Source organism: Delftia sp. UME58 (genome assembly GCF_014170385.1).
GTDB lineage: Bacteria > Pseudomonadota > Gammaproteobacteria > Burkholderiales > Burkholderiaceae_C > Comamonas > Comamonas acidovorans.
On the sequence record NZ_LZZV01000054.1, the window covers coordinates 74,067 to 95,365 of the forward strand.

Genomic DNA, 21,299 nt, shown 5'->3' on the forward strand with positions numbered 1-21,299 from the left:
GGATTCTAAAATTTTTCAGGAGCCAGTCCCGCACATGGCAAGGATTCTGGCGCGGACTGCTGCGGTTTTCCGAAAGCCCACGAGCCGGCATGTGCCGGCTCGCGAAGCGGGACTGCCCAGTTGCTCAATCCAGCAGTGCAGCGCCTGCGGTGGCGTGGCTGGCCGTGTCCACAAGGATCAGCGCACCCAACTGGCGGGCCTGGGCGAAGGGCGCTGCGGGAATGCTTTCCTGCAGCAGCAGCTCCACGCGGCCGATGGCGTTGGGCTCCAGTTGCGTGGCCTCTTCCTGGGCCAGCGTGTGGATGTTCAGGCGGTGCACCACGCGGCGGGCCTTGGCCTTGATCCAGCGGTGGCCATGCAGCGCCAGGTAGGTGCGGCCGGGGACCAGCGGCTGCTCGTCCATCCAGGCCACGGTGGCGGTCAACTCGCGCTTGCTGGGCCATGCGGGCTGCGTTTGCGGGGCGTCGAAGTCGTCATCGGCCGCGGCCGCTGCAGCTGTTGGGGCTGCGACGAGCCAGTCGCCGCGCGAGACATCGACCTCTCGGTCCAGCGTGATGCCGGCCGACAGGCCTGCATCGATGGGGCCGGGAACGCGGGCATGGTCGAGCACCTGGGCAATCACGGCCTGCTGGCCGCTGGGCAGGATCTGCACGGCGTCGCCCACGCGTGCGCGGCCTGCTGCCACGCGGCCCCAGAATACGCGTCGGCCCTGGCTGGTATCGGCCGAGGACGAGAATTTCTCCACCCACTGCACGGGGAAGGCCAGCGCCAGGCCGGTGTCGGTCGGCGTGTTGGGCAACTGCTCCAGCAGTTGCAGCAGGCTGGGGCCTTCGTAGCCGGCCCAGCCGGGCTCGGCGTTGACCACATTGAAGCCCTTGAGGGCCGAGACGGGCACGGTGGCGGCCGAGGCAATGCCGGCCTCGGCCGTGAAGCGCTCCAGCGCGCCGCGAATGTGGACGAAGGCCAGTTGCGGGTCTTCGATGGCGTCGAGCTTGTTGACGGCAAACACCAGCGAATGCACGCGCAGCAGGTGGGCCAGCAGGCTGTGGCGGCGCGTCTGCGGCAGCAGGGTGAGTTGCGGGTTCTTCCAGTCGAGCTTGGTGGCATCGACCAGCACCACGGCGGCGTCGGCGCTGCTGGCGGCGGTGACCATGTTGCGCGTGTACTGCTCATGGCCCGGCGCGTCGCCGATGATGAACTTGCGGCCTTCGGTGGCGAAGTAGCGGTAGGCCACGTCGATGGTGATGCCCTGCTCGCGCTCGGCCGAGAGGCCGTCGGTCAGCAGCGCCAGGTCGGTCTCGCCGCTCTTGGTGACGCCGGCCAGCTGGTCCTGCAGCACGGCGCGCGTGTCCACCAGAAGGCGGCCGATCAGCGTGCTCTTGCCGTCATCGACGGAGCCGCAGGTGATGAAGCGCAAGGCCGAGGCGTTGGCGGCGGTCTGCTGTGTGGCCTGGCTGGCCTGGGTGGCCGTGGAATCCGCGACGGCTGCGTCGGCGGCAATGCTTGCGGTGGTCATCAGAAATATCCGTCCTTCTTGCGCTTTTCCATGGAGGCGTCGCTGGTCTTGTCGTCCATGCGCGTGGCGCCGCGTTCGCTGACTTCGGCGGCCAGGGTTTCGAGCACGATGTCGGCTGCCGTGGCGGCTTCGCTTTCCACGGGGCAGGTGCAGGTGATGTCGCCCACGGTGCGAAAGCGCACGTCGCGCACCACGACTTCCTCGCCGTCGCGCGGGGGCGTGAGTTCGGTCACGGGCACCAGCAGGCCGCGGCGCTCCACCACTTCGCGCTTGTGCGTGTAGTAGATGCTGGGCAGGGCGATCTGCTCGCGCTCGATGTACTGCCACACGTCGAGTTCGGTCCAGTTGCTGATGGGGAACACGCGGAAGTGCTCGCCGGGGGCCAGACGCGTGTTGAACAGCGTCCACAGTTCGGGGCGCTGGGCCTTGGGCTGCCATTGGCCGAAGCTGTCGCGGTGGCTGAAGATGCGTTCCTTGGCGCGGGCCTTTTCCTCGTCGCGGCGCGCGCCGCCGATCAGGGCGTCGAAGCGGAATTCATCGATGGCCTCCAGCAGCGTTACCGACTGGTGGACGTTGCGGCTTTCGCCCGGATGGGCCAGGCGCACGGTGCCGCGTGCCATGGAGTCCTCGACGCTGCGCACGATGAGTTCGGCGCCGAGCTCCTTGGCACGCAGGTCGCGGAAATCGGTCACTTCCGGGAAGTTGTGGCCGGTGTCGATCATCAGCAGCGGATAGGGGATGCGGCCCTTGCCGAAGGCCTTTTCGGCGCAGCGCAGCATGACCAGCGAGTCCTTGCCGCCCGAAAACAGCAGGGTGGGGCGCTCGAAGGCGGCGGCCACTTCGCGCAGCACGAAGATGGTTTCCTCTTCGAGGGCGTCGAGGTGGCGGTTGCTGAGATGGCTCAGCACGGAGGTGTCCACACGGGCGTTCATTTCTTGGTTTCCAATCAAATCGGTGTCAAACCCTGCAGGCTTCACTTCTTGGCGTGCAGGCCGCATTCCTTGGCCGCTTCGTCCTCCCACCACCAGCGGCCGGCGCGGAAGTCCTCGCCAAGGCTGACGGCGCGCGTGCAGGGTGCGCAGCCGATGCTGGGATAGAACTGGTCGTGCAGCGGGTTGTAGTCCACGCCGTGGCTGGCGATGTAGTGCCAGACATCGCCCTGGGTCCAGTCTGTCAGCGGGTTGAACTTGGTCAGGCCCTTGGACTCGACCTCGCTGCGGTCCACGGCGGGCACGTCGGCGCGGGCGTTGGACTGCTCGCGGCGCAGGCCCGTGATCCAGGCGCTCTTGCCGGCCAGCGCGCGCGCCAGCGGCTCCATCTTGCGCACGCCGCAGCAGGCCTTGCGCAGCTCGATGCTGCGGTACATGGCGTCCTGGCCGTTGTCGCGGATGAAGTGGATCACCGATTCGAGCTGCGGCCGGTAGACCTTGACGCTCAGGCCGGGCAGCGACTGGGTGCGCTCCAGCAGGGCCAGGGTCTCGGTGTGCAGCGCACCGGTGTCCAGCACGAAGACGGGGATGTCCAGGCCCAGGCGGTGGATGATGTCGGTGATCACCACATCCTCGGCGCCCAGGCTGGAGGCCTGGGTCACGGCCTCGGCACCCAGCGCCGCGGCCTCGCGCAGCAGGGCCTCGGTGGCGGCCAGCTTGTCGGCAAAGCCGCTGCTGGCACGGCCGTTGACCTCGGTGGCCTTGGCCGATGCCTGTCGCGACAGAAAGCTTTGCGCACCCATGTCAGGCCGCCTTGACGAAGTGGGGCTCGGGATGCACGGCATCACCCTGGTAGAAGCCGTGGAAGCGGTCCAGTTGGCGCTGGGCATCGGCGATGTCCACGCCTTCGCGCAGCACGGCCACGTCGAAGCCGCAGCGCTGCATCTGCACCAGCTGGTCGATCAGCACGTCGCCGGTGGCGCGGATCTCGCCCACAAAGCCCAGGCGCTTGCGCAGCAGGCGCGCCTGGCTGAAGGCGCGGCCATCGGTGAACTTGGGAAAGTGCAGGTCGATGCGCTGCACGCCGGTCAGATCCAGCGTGAAGGGATCGGCGTCATTGGCCGGGGCAATGATGGTCTGCTGGCCTTCGGCCGGGCTTTGGTGCTCGTGTGCGGCGATGATTTTCATGGGGATCTCCTGCGGCTCTCACCTGGGTCAGGCGGCCGCTTCCTCGGTGTGCTTGGCGGGGTGGCGGGCGGCATTGCCGGCGGCCTTGAACGGGTCGATGCCCACGCGGCGCACGGTGGCGATGAAGGTCTCGAAACGGCCGCCTTCGCTTTGGCGCTGCTCGCGGTAGGTGGCCAGCAGGGCCTCGATCACGCCGGGCACTTCGGCGGCGCTGAAGGAGGGGCCGATGATCTTGCCGGGCGTGGCCGGGCCGGACAGGTGGGAGCCGTCGGCGCCGCCCAGCGTGATCTGGTACCACTCCTTGCCGTCCTTGTCCACGCCCAGGATGCCGATGTGGCCGCTGTGGTGGTGGCCGCAGCTGTTGATGCAGCCGCTGATGTGCAGGTCGATCTCGCCCAGGTCCCACAGCTCGTCCAGGTCCTGGTAGCGCTCGGTGATGGCCTCGGCAATGGGCAGGGAGCGTGCATTGGCCAGCGAGCAGAAGTCGCCGCCCGGGCAGGCGATCATGTCGGTCAGCAGGCCGATGTTGGGCTTGGCCAGGCCCAGGGCCTTGGCCGCCTTGTACAGCTGGGGCAACTGGTCGCGGCGCACCCAGGGCAGCAGCAGGTTCTGCTCGTGGGTGACGCGCATCTCGCCGGCCGAGAACTGGTCGGCCAGCTCGGCGGCGGCATCCATCTGGTCGGCCGTGGCGTCGCCGGGCGCGTAGCCCAGGCGCTTGAACGACAGCAGCACGGCGCGCAACTGCGGGTGGCGGTGCGGGCGCACGTTGCTGATCAGCCAGCGGCCGAAGTCCTTGTCTTCCTCGGCGGCCGTGCGCAGCAGGGCCAGGGTCTCGGCCTCGGCATTGGCGGGCGACAGGTCCAGCTCGGGCTCGCGGAAATTGGCGGCCACGCGGTCGTACTCGGCTTGCGTGATGGTGTGGGGACCACCCTCGACCTCGACGATCTGGCGGAATTCCTCATCGACCTGGTCGATGAAGTTCTGGCCCTCGGACTTCACGAGGATCTTGATGCGCGCCTTCCAGGCGTTGTCGCGGCGGCCGTAGCGGTTGTAGACGCGGATCACGGCTTCCAGGTAGTTCATCAGCTGGTTCCAGGGCAGGAACTCGCGCAGCACCGGGCTGATGGTGGGCGTGCGGCCCATGCCGCCGCCCACGCGCACCTTGAAGCCCAGCTCGCCGGCCTCGTTCTTGAGCAACTGCAGGCCCACGTCGTACCAGCCCAGCGCGGCGCGGTCTTCCTCGGCACCGCTGATGGAGACCTTGAACTTGCGCGGCAGGAAGCTGAACTCGGGGTGCAGCGTGCTCCACTGGCGCAGGATTTCGGTGAAGGGGCGGGGGTCGGCGATCTCGTCGATGGCGATGCCCGCCAGCGCGTCGCTGTTGATGTTGCGGATGCAGTTGCCGCTGGTCTGGATGCCGTGCAGGCTGACGCTGGCCAGCAGGTCCATCACGTCGGCGGCCTTTGACAGCGGAATCCAGTTGTACTGGACGTTGGTGCGCGTGGTGAAGTGGCCGTAGCCGAACTTCAGGTCGGAGCCGATGCGGCGGCCGTCGTGCAGCGGGATGTCGCCCAGCCGGTCCTGGGTGGCGCGGGCCTCGGCCAGCAGGGCGGCGTCGGGCTGGTCGTACTCGCGGGCCACGCGGGCCAGCACGCGCAACTGGGCGCTGGACAGTTCGCCGTAGGGCACGGCCACGCGCAGCATGGGCGCGTAGCGCTGCACATACCAGCCGTTTTGCAGGCGCAGGGGCTTGAACTCATCCTCCGAGAGCTTGCCGGCCTGCCAGCGTTCGAGCTGGTCACGGAACTGCTCGGCGCGCAGGCGGATGAACTGTTTGTCGAATTCGGTGTATTGGTACATGGCGCTTCGGATGTGGGGTCTTCGACTGCCGCCGGTGGCGGCGGTGCAGGGGTTCATTGCGTGGCACCGAGGCACTTGCGGGAAACGCGCGCAGAACCCTGCATGGACGGGAATGTAAGCAATGGCCTTATAGAAGCAAACGATTGTTTTGTCCTGCAAGTATGTGGATATGGATATAAGTCAAAGGCAGCAGGCTTTGTGAGGCTGACCCGGCCGACGCATGACGACCCGATATGCTCTGCCCGACAGAGGGAGGATTTCAAAATGCGAAACCGTTGTGCCGCCATCGGGCTGGCCCTGGCGTTGACCGCTGCTGTCCAGGCGCAGGTCCGGAGCCCGGCCCAGCCGCCGTCTCCGTTGTCCGCAACTCACACCGCCGAGACGACTGAACCCGACAAATCCGCACAGGAATCAGCCTGGGATGCGTATCTGCATCGCGTGGCGGCGCAGTTGGCCCGTTCCGGCAGCGGGCGCGATCTGGCCTTTGCGGCCATCCTGATCAATCTGTCGCCCCGCGACAAAAGCGCTGTCAGCCAGGCCGAGGGCTGGCGCCAGGACGCGCTGGAGCGGGCGGGGCAGGATGCGCTGGCCTATCAACTGCTGGCCTCCAAGGCCCCTGAGGACGAAGGCGAAGTGCGCGCCGAGGCTGCGCGCCGCTGGCTGGCGCTGGAGCCCAGCAATTTCTCTGCGCTGATGCAGCAGGCGCTGGGACCGCAGGAACTGCTGGTTGCAGCGCGCGAAAGCCGCTATGCGGACATGCACATGTATGACGGCGTGCGCTGGATGCAGTCCGCTTTGCTGCGCCATCCGCCCACGGCACAGGAGCTGCAGGCGCTGGGAGGCAGTCCGAACTACCGGCTCGAGGAAGGCGCGGTGATCACTGCAATAGGGATCTGGACAGCCTTTCCCTTGACGGGCTACAAGACGCTGCTGGATGCCTGCAAGCCCGAAGCGATGGGCAAGACCACGGCACGCGAGGCCGACTGCCTGCATGTGGCCCGCCTGCTGACGCAGCGCTCATCGACCGTGCTGGATGAGGGCTTTGGGCTGGCGATTCAACGCCGGCTGGCCAAAACCCCGGCCGAGCGCGCCGCGGCCCAGGCCCGGCGCCGCCAGTTGGAGTGGCTGATGCAAGCGTCCGCCCCGCTCGGCATGCAGGACGGAGGAACCCGGTTTGCCCGGCTGCTGGCCGATCCGTCCATCCACAGCGAGCAGCAATTGCTGGAGCGCTTGCTCAAGGATGCAGGCCGGCCCTTGACGCCGCCGCCGTGCTGGAAGTGGCGCCCGCCCAGACCTTAGGGATTGCCGGCAGCCGCGTCGCCACCGCCGCCTCGCTCACACCATAGAGCACTGCCAGCGCGGCAGGCGTGGCCACCTGCGCCGCCGCACCGCAGGCCTGGAGGCCGCCGCGGCCCAGCAGGGCGATGCGGTCGGCCACCTGCAGCGCATGCTCGGGCTGGTGGGTGGACAGCAGCACGGCCATGCCGCGTGCACGCAGCGCGGCAATCTGGTCCAGCACGCGGATCTGGTTGCCGAAGTCCAGGCTGGCCGTGGGCTCGTCCATGACCAGCAGCGCGGGCTCCTGGGCCAGGGCGCGTGCGATCAGCACCAGCTGGCGCTCGCCGCCGCTCAGCTCGGTATAGGGGCGCGGAGCCAGGTGGCCTATGCCCAGTTGCTCCATGCAGCCCAGCGCCATGGCCCGGTCTGCTTCCGAGGGCCGGGCCAGCGCAGGCAGGCGTGCGGCACGGCCCATGAGCACCATGTCCAGCGCCTCGAAGCCGAAGACGCCGGCCTGCGCCTGGGGCACATAGCCCACGCGCCGCGCAAACTCGGCACGCGGCCAGCTGTGCACGGGCTGGCCCTGCACGCGCACCTCCCCGGCCAGCGGCGCCAGCAGGCCCAGCACGGTACGGAACAGCGTGGTCTTGCCGCAGCCGTTGGGGCCCAGCAGGCACAGCACCTCGCCTGCGGCAATGGCCAGGTCCAGCCCCTGGCTGACGCGCCGCCGTCCATGGCCCGTGGCCAGGGCCAGCGTCTGCAGCACGGGTGGGGCCTGCACCTCAGTCATTGCGCCCCGTGCGCGACAGCAGGTAGAGAAAGAAGGGCGCGCCGACCAGGGCCGTGAGAATGCCCAGCGGCAGCTCGATGCGTGCCGCACTGCGCGCCAGGGTGTCGGCCGCAACCACGAAGCCCGCGCCCAGCAGCGCCGAGGCCGGCAGCAGGCGCACGAAATTGGGGCCGACCAGCAGGCGCGCCACATGCGGCACCACCAGCCCCACCCAGCCGACGATGCCGGCCAGCGACACGGCGGCCGCCGTGCCCAGCGTGGCACAGGCCACCAGCAGCAGGCGCAGGCGTGCCACGGGCACGCCCAGGGCCAGCGCCTCTTCGTCGGGCAGACCCAGCAGGTTGATGCGCCAGCGCAGCAGCAGCAGGGGCAGCAGGGCGCACAGCATCACGGGCGCTGTGGCACCCAGCTCGGGCAGGGTGACGGCGCTCAGGCCGCCCATGAGCCAGAAGGTGATGGATGGCAGCTGCGTATTGGGGTCGGCCAGCGTCTTGACCAGGGCGATGCCCGCACCCAACAGCGCGCCCAGCGCAATGCCGGCCAGCACCAGAACCAGCACCGGGTCATGGCGGCGCACGCTGGCGCTGATGGCCACCACCACGGCCACGGCGGCCAGCCCGCCGCCAAAGGCCAGGGCCTGCACGGCCGCCATGGACCAGCCCAGGAAGATGCCCAGCACCGCGCCCAGGCCGGCACCGGCCGAGACGCCCAGGATGTCGGGCGAGACCAGCGGGTTGCGGAACATGCCCTGGTAGGCCGCGCCCGCCGCCGCCAGCGTGGCGCCCACGGCCAGGCCTGCGGCGATGCGTGGCAGGCGGATGTTCCAGAGCACGGTCTCGGCGCTGGCGGACAAGGGGGACGCCGTGCCCGTGGCGCGCGCCAGCAGCGACTGCCACAGCTGCTGCGGCGCGATGGAGAACTGACCCGCCGCCAGCGCCCACAGCAGCACGGCGGCCAGCAAGGCCAGTGCGAGCACCCACCCCAGGCGGCGGCCTGTGGCAGGCATCAACGCGCAGTCTCCATCAGCCTGCCCAGCGCTGCGGGCGACAGGTCGGTGCCGTAGAACAGGCGGTAGAAGTCGCGCACCTCGCGTTCCAACGGCGGCAGTCCCTGCAGGGCCTGCGCCTGCGGGTGGAGTTTTTCCAGCAGCCAGCGCACGCCGATGAGCCGGTTGACGCCGGGCGGCCCGTCCAGCCAGCCGAAGGGCCAGACCGGCGCGCAGTGCACGCGGCCCGAGCGAACGGCGGCCACGCCGCGCCACAGCGGGTCCTGGCGCATGCGCTCGGCAAGGCCGGGTTCCTGCGTGACGATGACCTGCGGGTCCCAGGCCAGGATCTGCTCCATGGACACGCGCGTGAGCCCGCCACGCCCTGCATCGGCCGCCACATTGCGCCCGCCCGCGTACTCGACGGCTTCCACATTGATGGAGCCCGCCAGCCCCGTTTCCAGGCCGTTGGCGCTGCGCGCGAAGTACACGCGCGGGCGCTCGGCCGGTGCCAGGCCCTTGGTGGCACGCTGCGCCAGCGCCGCCACGGCATCGGCATGGCGGGCCAGGGTTTCGCCGCGCGCGGCCTCGCCCAGCAGGGCGCCGACCTCGCGCAACTGGCCTGCGTGGTCGGCCAGCGACCCCTGGATCAGCACGCAGGGCAGGCCGGTCTGGCGCGCCAGCCGCTCGGTGGCCGAGATATAGGTGGCATCGGCCGTGCCGGCGTCCAGCACCAGGTCGGGCTGCAGCTTCAGTAGCGACTCCAGCGGCATGGTGCTGCCGCGCCCGGACAGGCGGCCCAGGTGAGGCAGGGCCTGCAGCGTGGGGCCCAGGTAGGAGCGCGAGACATCGTCCAGCTGCTGGGGCCAGCCCAGCAGCTTGTGCGGTGCCAGCGTGGCCACCAGCACGCCTGCGGGGGGGCCGGCAGCAAACACCCGGCGCAGTTTGGTCGCGTCCGGTATCTGGCCTATGCGCGCGGCAATGGTCGTGGTCTGGGCATGGCCGGGGACAAGAGCCGATGAGGCCAGCGCCGCCATGGCCTGGCCCAGCCAGCGGCGGCGGGTGAACAGAAGATCGGTCATGAAAGTCAGGGGATGGGGCTGGCGCAGCCACGGCGCTCAAGCTGTGCCCGGCACCATTGCTCGATCTGCACCTCATCGGCTGCCAGCTCGGCATGCAGGCTGCCGGTGTACCTGCGCCAGTCTTCAAGATGGCGGGCCGCGACGGCCGTGAGCACAGGCGTGCCGGCCTCGACAAAGGCCGCGAATTCTGCGGCAAAGCCCTGGCCCGAGGCCTCGACGATGCCGAAGCGGTTGATCACCACCAGATCCACGCCATCGACCAGCGCCTGGCGCAGCACGGCGCTGGCCTGGGCCAGGGCCTGGGGGTTGAGGCTGCAGGCGCGCGAGGCGCAGCCCAGGTCCTGGGACAGCTCGAATTGGCGGTCACTGCGCAGGTCGAACAGCTGCATGCGCTTGTTGCCGTTGGCATAGCGGTCCTGGCGATGCACCAGGCCGCCTACGCGCCAGCCCGCGCCTTGCAGGCGGCGTGCCACGCGTTCGAGCAGCAGCTCCATTGCATGCTCGTCGTCGGGATGGACCAGAGCGGCCAGGGGCAGGGCGGCAGGTGAGTTCATGGCATGCAGTGCTTGTGGGATCCAGTCAGGTTTTTACTCCTGGCCGCCGCCGGTGTCGTTGACCAGGGGCATGCTGTCACGCCCGAAGATCCAGGGACCTCCGGCTGCCACATTGGCCAGTGCCAGTTCCTGCTGGCCCGGTGCGGACAGCAGATGCTCGGCCAGCCGTTGCGCGTCGCGGCGCTGGCGGGCGTCGGCCGGATGGCGCGGGCCGGGCGTGAGCAGCACATAGGGCCGGCGCATCAGCGGGTCGCCGTGCAGCAGCAGCTCGATGCCGGGCGCGCCCATCTTGCCGAAATGCAGCGGGATATGGCCGACCACGGCATAGGCCTGCAGCTCGGCCGCCAGCTGCAGCACCGCCTGGGGGCGCGGCCCGGTGTCGGCGCGCAGCCAGCGGGCGTCGGGCCGTATGCCGGCGCGGCGCCACAGCCGCTGGACCACGGTATAGCTGCCGGGGTCGCGCAGCGCGATGAAGGGCGAGCCGCTGGCCACGATGCGGCGCATGGCCTGCACCCCATCGGCCGCACTGCGCACCCCGGCCGGATCATGCGCTGGGCCGGCGAACACATGCTCGTTCCAGCCCCACACGCGCGCAGCCGATGCCAGGCCGGCAGCCTCCAGCGACATGGCTTCGTCGCTGGCGTGGATGAGCAGCAGCTGGGCGCGGCCCTGGGCCATGGCGGGTATCACGCCCTCCTTGGGCGCGGCAACGGCGGTGCGCACGGACAGGCCCAGGCTGCGACCCGCCGCGTCGGCCAGGTGCGGCCACACACCGCACAGCGACAGGCCGCCGACCACGGCCACGTTCACGCTGGCAGGTTCGGCCGGCTGGGCGGCGCAGCCGCTCAGGGCTGCCAGCGCGGGCAGGGCGCCCAGCAGGCGGCGGCGATCGGGGCAGAGCGGTTCCATGGATTCAGGGCCAGTCCGTGCTTCAGAAGCGATAGCCCAGGTTGACATACCAGCTGCGGCCAGGCATGGGCAGGCCGTCATCGAACTGGTACCACTTGTCGCCGATATTGGCCACGCCGAAGTCCACGGTGATGTCGCTGCGCGGCTTGTAGCGCGCGCGCAGGTTGGCAATGCCGTAGCCGGGCAGCTTGAGCGTCTGCAGCTGGCCGCTGCCCGACAGCGGCACGTAGCGGCCCTTCTCGGTCTCGACCTCGGCATTGAATTCCCACTGCGCCAGCGGACGCCACTGGATGCCGGCCAGCAGGCGGTGGCGCGGCGTGTTGGTCAGCGTGATGCTGGAGTCGCTGGTGTTGCGGCGGTTCAGGTAGGTGTAGCCGGCGTTCACGCTCCATTGTGCCGACAGCTGTTGGGCCAGCGACAGCTCCATGCCGATGTTGCGCGTGCGCCCCACGTTCTGCGCCTGGTTGCAGGTGGTGCCGCCGCATTCGGCCGAGGCCACGACCACGGTCTGGATCTGGTTGCGCACGCGGCTGTAGAACAGCGCGGCCTGGCCCTGGCCGCCTTGCCAGGGCGAGCCGCTGACGCCCAGTTCCAGGTGGTTGGCGGTCTCGGGCTGCAGGTCGGGGTTGGCCAGGGCCGTGCCCATGCGTGCCGAGTAGCGGTCCTTGATGGTGGGAAAGCGCGTCTTGTGCGAGGCGATGAAATAGGCCTCGCCGCCACCGCCCAGCGCATAGCCGAGCTTGGCCACGCCATTGGTGGCGCTGGCGGAGCCCGTGGGCCACTGGTAGACCTCGCGCGCATCGCGCTGGTCGTGGCTGAGCGCCAGGTTCAGGCTCCAGCGTTCGGCCAGGGCCATCGTGTCCTCGATCACCAGGGAGCGCGTCACGTCGCGGTAGTGCTTGCTGGGGTCCTTGGCCGAGGCGGCATCGGTGTGCTCGTCGATCTTGTAGTGCGCGCCCAGGCGCAGCGCATGGCCCTTGAAGCTGTAGTTGGCCCACTCGATGCTGGCGCCCTGGCTCACGTCCTTGTAGCTGCTGGTGGGGTCATGGCGCGTGTAGCTCGCGTCCGTGTACATGTCCAGGCCGTTCTTGTAGGTGTCGTGGTAGATGCGGGTCTTGAGCAGGTTGTCGGCATTGATGCGCGTGGTGCTCAGGAAATACACGCTGTCCTTGTCCCAGTAGGGCCAGCGCCAGTAGCGGGTGACGTTCTTGCCCGTGGCGCTGCCCGTATACACGGGGTTGCCTTTCTCGCCCTCCTGGCGCACATAGCCCAGCGCGTATTCGTCCGTGGCATTTGGAGTGAGGCCCAGCTTGAACGACAGGCGCTTGTCCTTGCGGTAGGCGTTGTCGCGGTAGTTGCCCGTGTCGGTGGGCTGCTTCTTGAAGTCCTTGAAGCCCTTGGGCAGCGGAAAACTGTCCGCGTCCAGGTAGGAGGCGCCAAGCTGGTAGTACCAGGTGCCCAGGTTGCCGCCCAGATTGACGGCGGCCTTGCGTTCACCACCCGCACCGGCACCGACGCGCGCATCGCCCTCGAAGGATTTGACGGGCTTGCGCGTGACCAGGTTGATGGCGCCGCCCAGCGTATTGGGGCCATACATCAGCGATGCGCCGGCCTTGGCCACGCGGATCTCGGACAGGTCGAAGGTGGTGAAGCGGCCGAAGTCCACATAGCCGTCATAGGGCACGTACAGCGGCACGCCGTCCACGAAGACCGGCACCTGGCGCGGATCGAAACCGCGCAGGTAAATCATTTCCTCGTTGCGATTGTTGCGCGACAGCGTGGCGCCCGGCAGCAGGCGCACGGCGTCGGCCACGGTGTCGGCATTGCGCTGGCGCATCTCGGCAGCGCCCAGTCGCTGTTCATCGCCGGATATGGCCTCTGCCTCATCGCGCGTATCGCGCACATCGACCGTGCCCAGCTGGAAGGTCTGCGAAGCCTGTGCTGCAGGCGTGCCCGATTGGACCTCGACCTGGGCCTGCGCCTGCGTGCTGGCGGCCAGGCCTGCAAGCAGCAGGGCGTGTGTCAGCGCGGAGCGAAGGCGGAACGCGGGGGAGGAGAGGGCGGGTGCGGATGCGGGAGCGCAGGAGCGGGGCTGGAGGGTCACGGTTTCAGGTTCTTGTGTGGTTGGACACGGAGCGGCTATTTGTTTCCTTTTGAAAACAGGTTTCGGATTCTATCGATATGTACTCATGAACATAACGAGTGACGAAAAACCGTCTGCGGGAAGACTCGGGTTTTCTTTCAGGCCGTTGTGTGAATGCCCGGCCGTTCAGCGGGCGGGCGGTTCAACGGTTCAGCGCCTGCGGCCCAGGCGCTCGCTGGCCAGGGCAGCCGCCAGCCTGGCATCCAGGGGCAGCGGTTCGTCGTGCAGGCGTGCTGCCAGCAGCTCGCCGCACAGCAGCGACAGCGTGAGCCCGCGCGAGCCCATGGCCGTCAGCGCCCACAGGCCGGGAGCCTGATCGGACACCGGTCCGACCACGGGCAGCCGGTCTGGCGAGGCCACGCGCACGGCGCCCCAGGTGGCGCGCGGTGGCGCGTCGAAGAAGCCTTGCAGGCCCTGGTAGGCACCTGGCAGCAATTGCGCCAGCTTGGCGCCATTGGCTGCATGGGCGGCGGCCTGGTCTTCGGGGCTGGGCGGCAGCGCGGTCTGGTCGCGCTCGAAGGTCGATCCCATGACCCAGCCTGGCCCGGCTGCATCGCCGGGCAGCGGCATGGCGGGCACCAGGTTGCCATGGCCGTTGACGGGAAAGGGCGGCATGGCCTGCGCGCTGGCCGGGGTGTGCGCATCCCAGCTGACCTGGCCGCGTATGGGCTGCAGCGGCCAGCCGGCCTGCGCACCCAGGCTGTGCTCCAGCAGCGCATTGGTTGCGGGGCCGAGTGCGAGCACGACCAGTTCGGCCTCGGCCAGCAGTGCGCCCTGTGCATCCAGGGCCTGCCAGGTGGGTACGCCATCGCCCGTGCCGGTGCGTGCAAGGCGCGCCACGCAGGCACTGCCCTGCCAGCGCACGCCCGGCAGTGCCAGCTGCGCCTGCACCAGCCGCGCCGGGCGTACCCAGCCGGCCTGTACATGCCAGCAGGCCGGGGCGTCGGCGGGCAGGCCGGCCGCCGAGAGTTGATCGGCGCTGGCGGGCCTGCTCCAGTGGTCGCCCGGGCCGGGGGATTGCCAGTCGCGCGGCAGCCGCGGGGCGGCTTCCACGCCGTGCTCCAGCACGCCGGTATCGCACCAGTCCGTGCCCGGCTGCAGCAGGCCCTGGCCGGAGAGCATTTGCAGCTGCGCCAGGGTCAGGCGAGCGCCGTCGCGGCTCAGGCGGGACAGCAGGCTGTCATCGGGCGAGACATGGGGGCAGAACAGGCCTGCGGGCAGGGCGGAGGCGCCCGCTGCAGGCGCCTCGGCAGCATCCAGCACGGTGACCTGCCAGCCACGGCGCGACAGGCTGGCGGCGGCGGCCGCACCGGCAATGCCTGCACCCAGCACCATGCAGCGCCGTGGGGTGATGGCTTCCTGCGGCTGTGCACGCGGCCCACGCGGCCCGCGCGGTTGCCAGGCCGGGTCGTAGACGGCATGCAGGTTGTGACGCTTGGGGCGCACGCCATCCACCTTGCGGACCTGAAAGCCGTGCTGGGCCAGGGCATCGCGCACCGTGCGCGCCACGCACCAGGTGGACAGCTGCGTGCCGCGCCGGCAATGGCGCGCCAGCGCGCGCAGGGTGTCGGCGCTCCAGAGGTCGGGGTTGAGTTCCGGCGTGAAGCCGTCCAGGTAGATGCTGTCGGCCGTGATCTGCTGGCGCCGCAGCATGGCCTGGGCATCGCCGATGTACAGCGTCAGCAGCACGCGGCCCTGCTCGAAGGCGAGGCGGTGCACGCCGGGCAGCAGGCCCTGGAACCGGGTGGCCAGCTCTTCGGCCAGCAGGCGCAATCCTGGCTCGCGCGGCATGGCCTGGCGCATGGCGTCGGCGCTGACGGGAAAGGCTTCGGCCGAGACGAAATGCAGCAGCCTCGGGCGCCGGGGATCGGCTTTCCAGGCTTCCCAGGCCACGAGGAAATTCAGCCCGAACCCGAAACCGGTCTCCAGGATGCGCCATTGCGGCGCATCGGCCCAGGCCGCCGGCAGGCCGCAGCCGCCCAGAAAGACGTGGCGGGCCTGGTCCAGGCCGCCGAGTTCGCTGTGGTAGCGGTCGCCGAAGCGCGGGCTGTATGGCGTGCCATCGGGCAGCCAGTCAATGGGTTCGGACATAGGCAAGGGGCAGAACTACTCCTCCCAGCGCTGCTGGTAGGAGAACACGGGCAGGCGCCACTTGAAGCGGATGGCGGCCAGGCGCAGCGTAAGGCCGCCGGCAAAGCAGACGACGGTGCTGAGGTTGGAGCCCACCTCCAGCGTGCGCAGGCCCAGGAAGAGCAGGCACACGGCCAGCGATACGCTGGCATACAGCTCGCGCCGGAAGACGACCGGCACCTGGTTGCACAGCACGTCGCGCAGAATGCCGCCGCTGATGCCGGTCAGCATGCCCGACATCACCACCACCACGGGCGGGTAGCCCAGCTCCAGTGCCACGTTGCAGCCGATCAGCGAGAAGGCGATCAGCCCCATGGCGTCCAGCAGCAGAAAGACCTGCTTGAGATGGTGCATGTGGCGCGCCACGACGATGGTCAGCAGCCCGGCCGAGATGACCAGGTAGACATATTCAGGGTGCTGCGTCCAGCCGATGGGGTAGTGGCCCAGCACCATGTCGCGGATGGTGCCGCCGCCCAGCGCAGTGACGAAGGCGATCACGGCCACGCCGAAGATGTCCATGTTGCGCCGGCCCGCCGCCAGCGCGCCCGACATGGCTTCGGCCGTGATGGCCACGAGGTAGATCACCAGCATGACGGTGAACTGCGATGCCTGGAACGATTCCAGCAGGGAGACGGATGGAAGCACGGAAAACCTCGGGTGAAGACCGGCCCGCGCCGCAGGGTGTGCGGCCACTGCGCCGTCCAGCGCAAGAAGGCGGGCATTGTAGGCGGTCTCTGGGCGGCGGCCGTTTGCGGCACCGCAAATGAAACCGCCCCCGGCGCGGTGCGACGGGGGCGGTGAAAGGGCACGAAGCGGCTCAGGCCGAAGGAGGCACGTAGCCGGCCGCAGCATCGGCGCCGCCGCCGAAGAAGTGGTTTTCCATCTGGCGGGCCAGGTACTGGCGGGCGCGTGCGTCGGCCAGGTTCAGGCGGTTTTCGTTGACCAGCATCGTCTGGTGCTTGAGCCAGTCGGCCCAGGCCTGCTTGCTCACGCCTTCAAAAATGCGCTTGCCCAGCTCGCCGGGGTAGGGCGGGAAGTCCAGGCCTTCAGCGTCAACGCCAAGCTTGATGCAGTGAACGGTACGTGCCATGGGGAATTGAGTCCTTGTCTTGTGGAGATTCAGATGTTTTGGGAATAACAAACTGAAATCTTATTGGTTTGAGTTTTAAGAGTTGGCTTTGAGAATGCTTTCAACGGCACCAGACCGTCGTCTCCACTCTCTACCGACACTCCAATGAAAATTCGCCGCCACTTTATCAAGTTTCCTGTCGCCGCCGGCCTGATCGCGGGCTTGACCCTGTCGGCTCTGCCGGCGTTGGCCCAGTCGGTGCAACTGCTCAATGTCTCCTACGATCCGACGCGCGAGCTGTACGTGGAGTACAACCAGGCCTTCGCCAAGCACTGGAAGGCCAAGAGCGGCCAGGACGTGAGCGTCAAGCAGTCGCATGGCGGCTCGGGCAAGCAGGCGCGTTCCATCATCGACGGCATCGACGCCGACGTGGCCACGCTGGCGCTGGCCGGCGACATCGACGCCCTGGTCAAGAACGGCAACCTGCTCAAGGCCGACTGGCAAAAGCGCCTGCCGCACAACTCGGCGCCCTACAGCTCCACCATCGTCTTCCTGGTGAAGAAGGGCAATCCCAAGAACCTCAAGGACTGGGACGACCTGGTCAAGCCCGGCGTGCAGGTGATCACGCCCAACCCCAAGACCAGCGGCGGTGCGCGCTGGAACTACCTGGCCGCCTGGGAATTCGCCAAGCGCAAGTACGGCGGCGACGCACAGGCCAAGGACTTCATCGGCAAGCTGTTCAAGAACGTGCCCGTGCTGGACACGGGCGCGCGCGGCGCCACCATCACCTTCGTGCAGCGTGGCGTGGGCGACGTGCTGCTGGCCTGGGAGAACGAGGCCTTCCTGGCACTCAAGGAGTTCGGTCCCGACAAGTTCCAGATCGTCGTGCCTTCGCTGTCTATCCTGGCCGAGCCTTCGGTGGCCGTGGTCGACAAGGTCGTGGACAAGAAGGGCACGCGCGCCGTGGCCGAGGAGTACCTGAAGTACCTGTACTCCGAGGAAGGCCAGCGCATCGCCGGCCGCAACTACTACCGTCCCACGGATGCCAAGGTCAAGGCCGAGTTCGCGGACAAGTTCCCCAAGCTGGAGCTGGTCACCATCGACCAGGCCTTCGGCGGCTGGGCCAAGGCCGACAAGGACCACTTTGCCGATGGCGGCAGCTTCGACCAGATCTACACCAAGAAGTGAGTGCGGCGCGCCGGCCCGGCCGGCGCCCACCGCCTGCCTCCCCCCTCAACCACCACGATCCGCCATGTCCATCTTCCTGACCTCCCGCCACTCTTTGCAGGCCCCGCGCCGCACGGCGCAGGCAGGCGTGCGGATGCACAAGGCCGGCGTGATGGCATCCAGCCCTTTTCCTCGCTTCGAGACCATGGCCTTCGCCAGCCGGCGATGTAGCACCTGACGACTCCGTGCGGTGCGCCTGCAGGCCTGGCCCTGCAGGCGGCCGCCCCTTGCTCCGCCTTCCCTTTTTTGTTTTCTGGCTGCATGCCGCGCGCATGCATGGGCAGCGCTTTGCCTGCGCCACGCACCACGCACCACGCACCACGCACCACTCTTCCAAGGATGTCCGTCATGGTCTCGTTTGATTCTTTCCCCCGACACACCGCCAACTGGCGCCGACGCCAACTGTTGGGCGCGGGCCTTGCCGCAGCAGTCGCCACGGTGGGCGGCCCGGCCCTGGCCCAGGACAAGGCGGGTGACCGCGTGCTGCGCGTGGGCCACCAAAAGGGCTGGCTGTCCATCCTGAAGAGCCGGGGCACGCTGGAAAAGCGGCTGGCGCCGTTGGGCGTGTCGGTGCGCTGGATCGAGTTCAACGCCGGCCCCGTGCAGTTGGAGGCGCTGAACGTGGGCTCCATCGACTTCGGCGATGTGGGCGAGGCCCCGCCCATCTTTGCGCAGGCCGCAGGCGCACCCCTGGTCTATGCGGGCGCCACCGTGCCGCGCCCCGGGCTGGAGGCGGTGATCGTGCCCAAGGACTCGCCCATCCGCAGCGTGCAGGACCTCAAGGGCAAGCGCGTGGCCTACAACAAGGGCTCGAACGTGCAGTACTTCCTGGTCAAGCTGCTGGAAAAGCATGGCTTGAAGTACGGCGATGTGCAGTCCGTCTTCCTGGCGCCGGCCGATGCGCGCGCCGCCTTCGAGCGCGGCTCCGTCGATGCCTGGCTGATCTGGGACCCCTTCCTGGCTGCCGCGCAAAAGACGCTGGACGCCCGCCTGCTGGCCGATGCCACGGGCGTGGTCAACAACCGCGCCTACTACTTCACCTCGCGCGATTTCGCCACGCGCAATGCCGATGTGCTGCGCATTGCCATCGAAGAGGTCGATGGGATTGACCGCTGGGCCTCGAAGAACCAGACGGCGGCGGCCGCCGAGCTGTCCAGCATCCTGGGCCTGGACAAGTCCATCACCGAGCTGTACCTGAGCCGTGCCCGCTTCGGCACCTCGTCCGTGACGCGCGAGATCCTGGCCGAGCAGCAGCAGATCGCCGACACCTTCTTCGAGCTCAAGCTCATCCCCCGCAAGCTCAACCTGCTGCATGCCGCGCCGGTGGACCTGATCGCGTCGCGCCCCTGAGCCCACTGCAAGGAGTCCGCACCATGAATGCCAATTCCAAGAAGCCCCGCCTGGACCGCGTGCGCCGCCAGGCCCTGCAACTGCTGGGCACCACCGCCTTCAGCTGGAGCCTGGCCGGCCAGTACGCACGCGCCGAGACGCCGGCCGCCGTGGCCGGGCCGGAGCAGTTGCGCATCGGCTACCAGAAGTCGGCCGTCAACCTGGTCATCCTCAAGCAGCAGGGCGTGCTGGAAAAGCGCTTTGCGGGCACCAAGGTCAGCTGGCTGGAGTTTCCGGCCGGCCCCCAACTGCTGGAGGCCCTGGCCGCAGGCAGTCTGGATTTCGGCCTGACCGGCGATTCACCCCCGGTCTTTGCCCAGGCCGCGGGCCGCGACCTGCTGTACGTGGGCGCCGAGCCGCCCAAGCCCGAAAGCTCGGCCATCCTCGTGCCGTCGGACTCGCCGCTGCGCGCCCTGGCCGATCTCAAGGGCCGGCGCGTGGCGCTGCAAAAAGGCTCCAGCGCCCATTACCTGCTGGTGCGTGCGCTGGACAAGGCGGGCCTGGCCTGGAACGAGATCCAGCCCGTGTACCTGGCCCCGGCCGATGCGCGCGCCGCCTTCGAGCGCAAGAGCGTGGACGCCTGGGCCATCTGGGACCCGTTCTACGCGGCCACCGAACTGGCGATTCGCCCGCGCGTGCTGGCCAATGGCGAAGGCTTGTCGGGCAACGCCTCGTTCTACCTGGCCGCGCGCGGACTGGTGGAGCGCCATCCGCAGGTGCTGCGCGCGCTGTTCGACGAGCTCACGCGCGCCGATCGCCTGGCCCAGAGCGCGCGCCAGGAGGCCGTGGCCCTGGTGGCCGGCTTCAGCGGTCTGGATGCGGCGGTGGTCAGCCGCTTCATTGCGCGCCGGCCCAGCTCCCCCGTGGGCCTGCTGGCTGCGCAGACCGTGGTGGACCAGCAGCGCGTGGCCGATGCGTTTTTTCGGCTGGGCCTGATTCCGCGCCAGGTACAGGTGGCCGACATCGTCTGGCGGCCCTCGGCGGCCGAGTACGCGCGGCTGGCCGAGCCGGCGGCGGCACGCCCCTCTTCCGCCCTTTGATTTCCTTCCTCGATTCCGTCCCCTGACTGGAGCAGCGCATGCAGGTTTTCTGGTTCATTCCCACCCACGGCGACAGCCGCTACCTCGGCACGGCCGAGGGCGCCCGCCCGCTCAGCCACGACTATGTCAAGCAGGTCGCCATCGCGGCCGACAGCCTGGGCTACGAGGGCGTGCTGATTCCCACGGGCCGCTCCTGCGAGGACCCCTGGGTCGTCGCCTCCAGCCTGATTCCGGTCACCAAGCGCCTGAAGTTCCTGGTCGCCGTGCGGCCCGGCCTGCACCAGCCCAGCCTGGCGGCGCGCATGGCGGCCTCGTTCGACCGCCTGTCGGGCGGGCGGCTGCTGATCAACCTGGTCACGGGCGGCGACCGCGCCGAGCTGGAGGGAGACGGCGTCTTCCTCGACCATGCCGAGCGCTACGAGCAATCGGCCGAGTTCATCCGCATCTGGCGCGAGATCCTTGAGCGCAGCCATGAGGGCGGCACGCTCGACTACGAAGGTGAACACCTCTCGGTCAAGGGCGCCAAGCTGTTGTTCCCGCCGCTGCAAAAGCCGTATCCGCCCGTGTACTTCGGCGGTTCGTCCGAGGCCGCGCACGACCTGGCTGCCGAGCAGGTCGATGCCTACCTGACCTGGGGCGAGCCCCCGGCCGAGGTGGCCAGGAAGATTGCCGATGTGCGCGAGAAGGCGGCGCGCCATGGCCGCAGCGTGAAGTTCGGCATCCGCCTGCACGTCATCGTGCGCGAGACCGAGGACGAGGCCTGGGCCGATGCCGATCGCCTGATCAGCCGCCTCAAGGACGAGACCGTGGTCCAGGCCCAGGCCGCCTTCGCGCGCATGGACTCGGAAGGCCAGCGCCGCATGGCCGCCCTGCATGCCGGCGGCAGCCGCCGCACGCGGGCCGAGCTGGAGATCAGCCCCAACCTCTGGGCCGGCGTGGGCCTGGTGCGCGGCGGCGCGGGCACGGCCCTGGTGGGCGATGCGCAGACCGTGGCCGACCGCATCAAGGAGTACGCGGACCTGGGCATAGACACCTTCGTGCTGTCCGGCTATCCGCACCTGGAAGAGGCCTACCGCTTTGCCGAACTGGTCTTCCCGCTGCTGCCGCTGTCCGTGCGCGACAGGCTGGCTGGCGGCGTGGGCGGGCCCCTGGGCGAGACCGTTGCCAACCTGTACTCGCCGCGCGCGTCGCAAAGCTGAGGGAGTCACGC

Annotated in this window: 20 protein-coding genes; 6 read left to right on the top strand and 14 right to left on the bottom strand. The window is 68.9% G+C overall.

Annotated elements, in window-relative coordinates:
* Window positions 1-124: 124 nt before the first annotated feature.
* From A9976_RS15370 to A9976_RS15390, 5 genes are read right to left on the bottom strand one after another with little or no spacing between them, the layout of a single operon-like run.
* Window positions 125-1,516, bottom strand: a complete 1,392-nt coding sequence (locus A9976_RS15370) for a sulfate adenylyltransferase subunit 1 (RefSeq protein ID WP_183019744.1) — start codon at window positions 1,514-1,516, stop codon at window positions 125-127.
* Complete coding sequence (cysD, locus tag A9976_RS15375) at window positions 1,516-2,448, bottom strand: sulfate adenylyltransferase subunit CysD (protein ID WP_013801646.1); 933 nt, start codon at window positions 2,446-2,448, stop codon at window positions 1,516-1,518. Before cysD ends, A9976_RS15370 begins: the two co-directional genes overlap by 1 nt.
* Window positions 2,449-2,489: 41 nt before the next feature.
* Window positions 2,490-3,248 (bottom strand): phosphoadenylyl-sulfate reductase, encoded by a 759-nt coding sequence (locus A9976_RS15380; protein WP_183019745.1) that lies wholly within the window; start codon window positions 3,246-3,248, stop codon window positions 2,490-2,492.
* Window position 3,249: 1 nt separating this feature from the next.
* Window positions 3,250-3,633: a DUF934 domain-containing protein gene (locus tag A9976_RS15385; protein WP_183019746.1), complete on the bottom strand. Its 384-nt coding sequence runs from the start codon at window positions 3,631-3,633 to the stop codon at window positions 3,250-3,252.
* Between the two features lie 27 nt (window positions 3,634-3,660).
* Window positions 3,661-5,493: a nitrite/sulfite reductase gene (locus A9976_RS15390; RefSeq protein WP_183019747.1), complete on the bottom strand. Its 1,833-nt coding sequence runs from the start codon at window positions 5,491-5,493 to the stop codon at window positions 3,661-3,663.
* Window positions 5,494-5,757: 264 nt separating this feature from the next.
* Here A9976_RS15390 and A9976_RS15395 point away from each other — a divergent pair, with 264 nt between their 5' ends.
* The gene (locus A9976_RS15395) at window positions 5,758-6,792 is read left to right on the top strand and encodes a hypothetical protein (protein ID WP_183019748.1); all 1,035 of its coding nucleotides are present in this window, start codon (window positions 5,758-5,760) and stop codon (window positions 6,790-6,792) included.
* On the opposite strand, the gene A9976_RS15400 is transcribed toward A9976_RS15395, so the two are convergent.
* From A9976_RS15400 to A9976_RS15440, 9 genes are all read right to left on the bottom strand, one after another.
* On the bottom strand, window positions 6,728-7,561 hold the full coding sequence (locus A9976_RS15400) for an ABC transporter ATP-binding protein (protein WP_183019749.1): 834 nt from the start codon (window positions 7,559-7,561) through the stop codon (window positions 6,728-6,730). The genes A9976_RS15395 and A9976_RS15400 overlap by 65 nt on opposite strands.
* On the bottom strand, window positions 7,554-8,567 hold the full coding sequence (locus A9976_RS15405) for an iron ABC transporter permease (protein ID WP_047218075.1): 1,014 nt from the start codon (window positions 8,565-8,567) through the stop codon (window positions 7,554-7,556). Before A9976_RS15405 ends, A9976_RS15400 begins: the two co-directional genes overlap by 8 nt.
* The gene (locus A9976_RS15410; RefSeq protein ID WP_183019750.1) at window positions 8,567-9,628 is read right to left on the bottom strand and encodes an iron ABC transporter substrate-binding protein; all 1,062 of its coding nucleotides are present in this window, start codon (window positions 9,626-9,628) and stop codon (window positions 8,567-8,569) included. Before A9976_RS15410 ends, A9976_RS15405 begins: the two co-directional genes overlap by 1 nt.
* Window positions 9,629-9,633: 5 nt before the next feature.
* Window positions 9,634-10,182, bottom strand: a complete 549-nt coding sequence (locus tag A9976_RS15415) for a DUF2478 domain-containing protein (RefSeq protein WP_183019751.1) — start codon at window positions 10,180-10,182, stop codon at window positions 9,634-9,636.
* A 33-nt stretch (window positions 10,183-10,215) separates the two neighbouring features.
* Entirely contained in the window at window positions 10,216-11,091 is an 876-nt protein-coding gene (locus A9976_RS15420; protein ID WP_183019752.1) for a tungsten ABC transporter permease, read from the bottom strand.
* Between the two features lie 22 nt (window positions 11,092-11,113).
* The gene (locus A9976_RS15425) at window positions 11,114-13,195 is read right to left on the bottom strand and encodes a TonB-dependent siderophore receptor (RefSeq protein WP_183019753.1); all 2,082 of its coding nucleotides are present in this window, start codon (window positions 13,193-13,195) and stop codon (window positions 11,114-11,116) included.
* Window positions 13,196-13,384: 189 nt separating this feature from the next.
* The gene (gene mnmC / locus A9976_RS15430) at window positions 13,385-15,325 is read right to left on the bottom strand and encodes an FAD-dependent 5-carboxymethylaminomethyl-2-thiouridine(34) oxidoreductase MnmC (RefSeq protein ID WP_183019754.1); all 1,941 of its coding nucleotides are present in this window, start codon (window positions 15,323-15,325) and stop codon (window positions 13,385-13,387) included.
* 15 nt (window positions 15,326-15,340) lie between these two features.
* A complete protein-coding gene (locus A9976_RS15435) occupies window positions 15,341-16,009 on the bottom strand; it encodes a trimeric intracellular cation channel family protein (protein WP_012206442.1) in 669 nt (222 codons plus the stop codon).
* 172 nt (window positions 16,010-16,181) lie between these two features.
* The gene (locus A9976_RS15440) at window positions 16,182-16,454 is read right to left on the bottom strand and encodes an oxidative damage protection protein (RefSeq protein ID WP_013801659.1); all 273 of its coding nucleotides are present in this window, start codon (window positions 16,452-16,454) and stop codon (window positions 16,182-16,184) included.
* Between the two features lie 144 nt (window positions 16,455-16,598).
* On the opposite strand from A9976_RS15440, the gene A9976_RS15445 reads away from it, so the two are divergent.
* The 5 genes from A9976_RS15445 to ssuD all read left to right on the top strand — a co-directional run bounded on the left by A9976_RS15445 (window position 16,599) and on the right by ssuD (window position 21,288).
* The gene (locus A9976_RS15445; protein WP_012206440.1) at window positions 16,599-17,621 is read left to right on the top strand and encodes a sulfate ABC transporter substrate-binding protein; all 1,023 of its coding nucleotides are present in this window, start codon (window positions 16,599-16,601) and stop codon (window positions 17,619-17,621) included.
* A 64-nt stretch (window positions 17,622-17,685) separates the two neighbouring features.
* Window positions 17,686-17,838 (top strand): hypothetical protein, encoded by a 153-nt coding sequence (locus A9976_RS15450; protein ID WP_183019755.1) that lies wholly within the window; start codon window positions 17,686-17,688, stop codon window positions 17,836-17,838.
* A gap of 170 nt (window positions 17,839-18,008) precedes the next feature.
* Window positions 18,009-19,010, top strand: coding sequence for a sulfonate ABC transporter substrate-binding protein (locus tag A9976_RS15455; RefSeq protein ID WP_016448337.1), 1,002 nt, complete (start codon window positions 18,009-18,011; stop codon window positions 19,008-19,010).
* A gap of 23 nt (window positions 19,011-19,033) precedes the next feature.
* The gene (locus A9976_RS15460) at window positions 19,034-20,089 is read left to right on the top strand and encodes an aliphatic sulfonate ABC transporter substrate-binding protein (protein WP_016448336.1); all 1,056 of its coding nucleotides are present in this window, start codon (window positions 19,034-19,036) and stop codon (window positions 20,087-20,089) included.
* Between the two features lie 38 nt (window positions 20,090-20,127).
* On the top strand, window positions 20,128-21,288 hold the full coding sequence (gene ssuD, locus A9976_RS15465) for an FMNH2-dependent alkanesulfonate monooxygenase (RefSeq protein ID WP_183019756.1): 1,161 nt from the start codon (window positions 20,128-20,130) through the stop codon (window positions 21,286-21,288).
* Window positions 21,289-21,299: the final 11 nt, after the last annotated feature.

Coding starts and splice junctions, on each gene's coding strand:
- A9976_RS15370 (WP_183019744.1), bottom strand. CDS start 1,516: ATGACCACCGCAAGCATTGCCGCCGACGCAGCCGTCGCGGATTCCACG.
- cysD (WP_013801646.1), bottom strand. CDS start 2,448: ATGAACGCCCGTGTGGACACCTCCGTGCTGAGCCATCTCAGCAACCGC.
- A9976_RS15380 (WP_183019745.1), bottom strand. CDS start 3,248: ATGGGTGCGCAAAGCTTTCTGTCGCGACAGGCATCGGCCAAGGCCACC.
- A9976_RS15385 (WP_183019746.1), bottom strand. CDS start 3,633: ATGAAAATCATCGCCGCACACGAGCACCAAAGCCCGGCCGAAGGCCAG.
- A9976_RS15390 (WP_183019747.1), bottom strand. CDS start 5,493: ATGTACCAATACACCGAATTCGACAAACAGTTCATCCGCCTGCGCGCC.
- A9976_RS15395 (WP_183019748.1), top strand. CDS start 5,758: ATGCGAAACCGTTGTGCCGCCATCGGGCTGGCCCTGGCGTTGACCGCT.
- A9976_RS15400 (WP_183019749.1), bottom strand. CDS start 7,561: ATGACTGAGGTGCAGGCCCCACCCGTGCTGCAGACGCTGGCCCTGGCC.
- A9976_RS15405 (WP_047218075.1), bottom strand. CDS start 8,567: ATGCCTGCCACAGGCCGCCGCCTGGGGTGGGTGCTCGCACTGGCCTTG.
- A9976_RS15410 (WP_183019750.1), bottom strand. CDS start 9,628: ATGACCGATCTTCTGTTCACCCGCCGCCGCTGGCTGGGCCAGGCCATG.
- A9976_RS15415 (WP_183019751.1), bottom strand. CDS start 10,182: ATGAACTCACCTGCCGCCCTGCCCCTGGCCGCTCTGGTCCATCCCGAC.
- A9976_RS15420 (WP_183019752.1), bottom strand. CDS start 11,091: ATGGAACCGCTCTGCCCCGATCGCCGCCGCCTGCTGGGCGCCCTGCCC.
- mnmC (WP_183019754.1), bottom strand. CDS start 15,325: ATGTCCGAACCCATTGACTGGCTGCCCGATGGCACGCCATACAGCCCG.
- A9976_RS15440 (WP_013801659.1), bottom strand. CDS start 16,454: ATGGCACGTACCGTTCACTGCATCAAGCTTGGCGTTGACGCTGAAGGC.
- A9976_RS15445 (WP_012206440.1), top strand. CDS start 16,599: ATGAAAATTCGCCGCCACTTTATCAAGTTTCCTGTCGCCGCCGGCCTG.
- A9976_RS15450 (WP_183019755.1), top strand. CDS start 17,686: ATGTCCATCTTCCTGACCTCCCGCCACTCTTTGCAGGCCCCGCGCCGC.
- A9976_RS15455 (WP_016448337.1), top strand. CDS start 18,009: ATGGTCTCGTTTGATTCTTTCCCCCGACACACCGCCAACTGGCGCCGA.
- A9976_RS15460 (WP_016448336.1), top strand. CDS start 19,034: ATGAATGCCAATTCCAAGAAGCCCCGCCTGGACCGCGTGCGCCGCCAG.
- ssuD (WP_183019756.1), top strand. CDS start 20,128: ATGCAGGTTTTCTGGTTCATTCCCACCCACGGCGACAGCCGCTACCTC.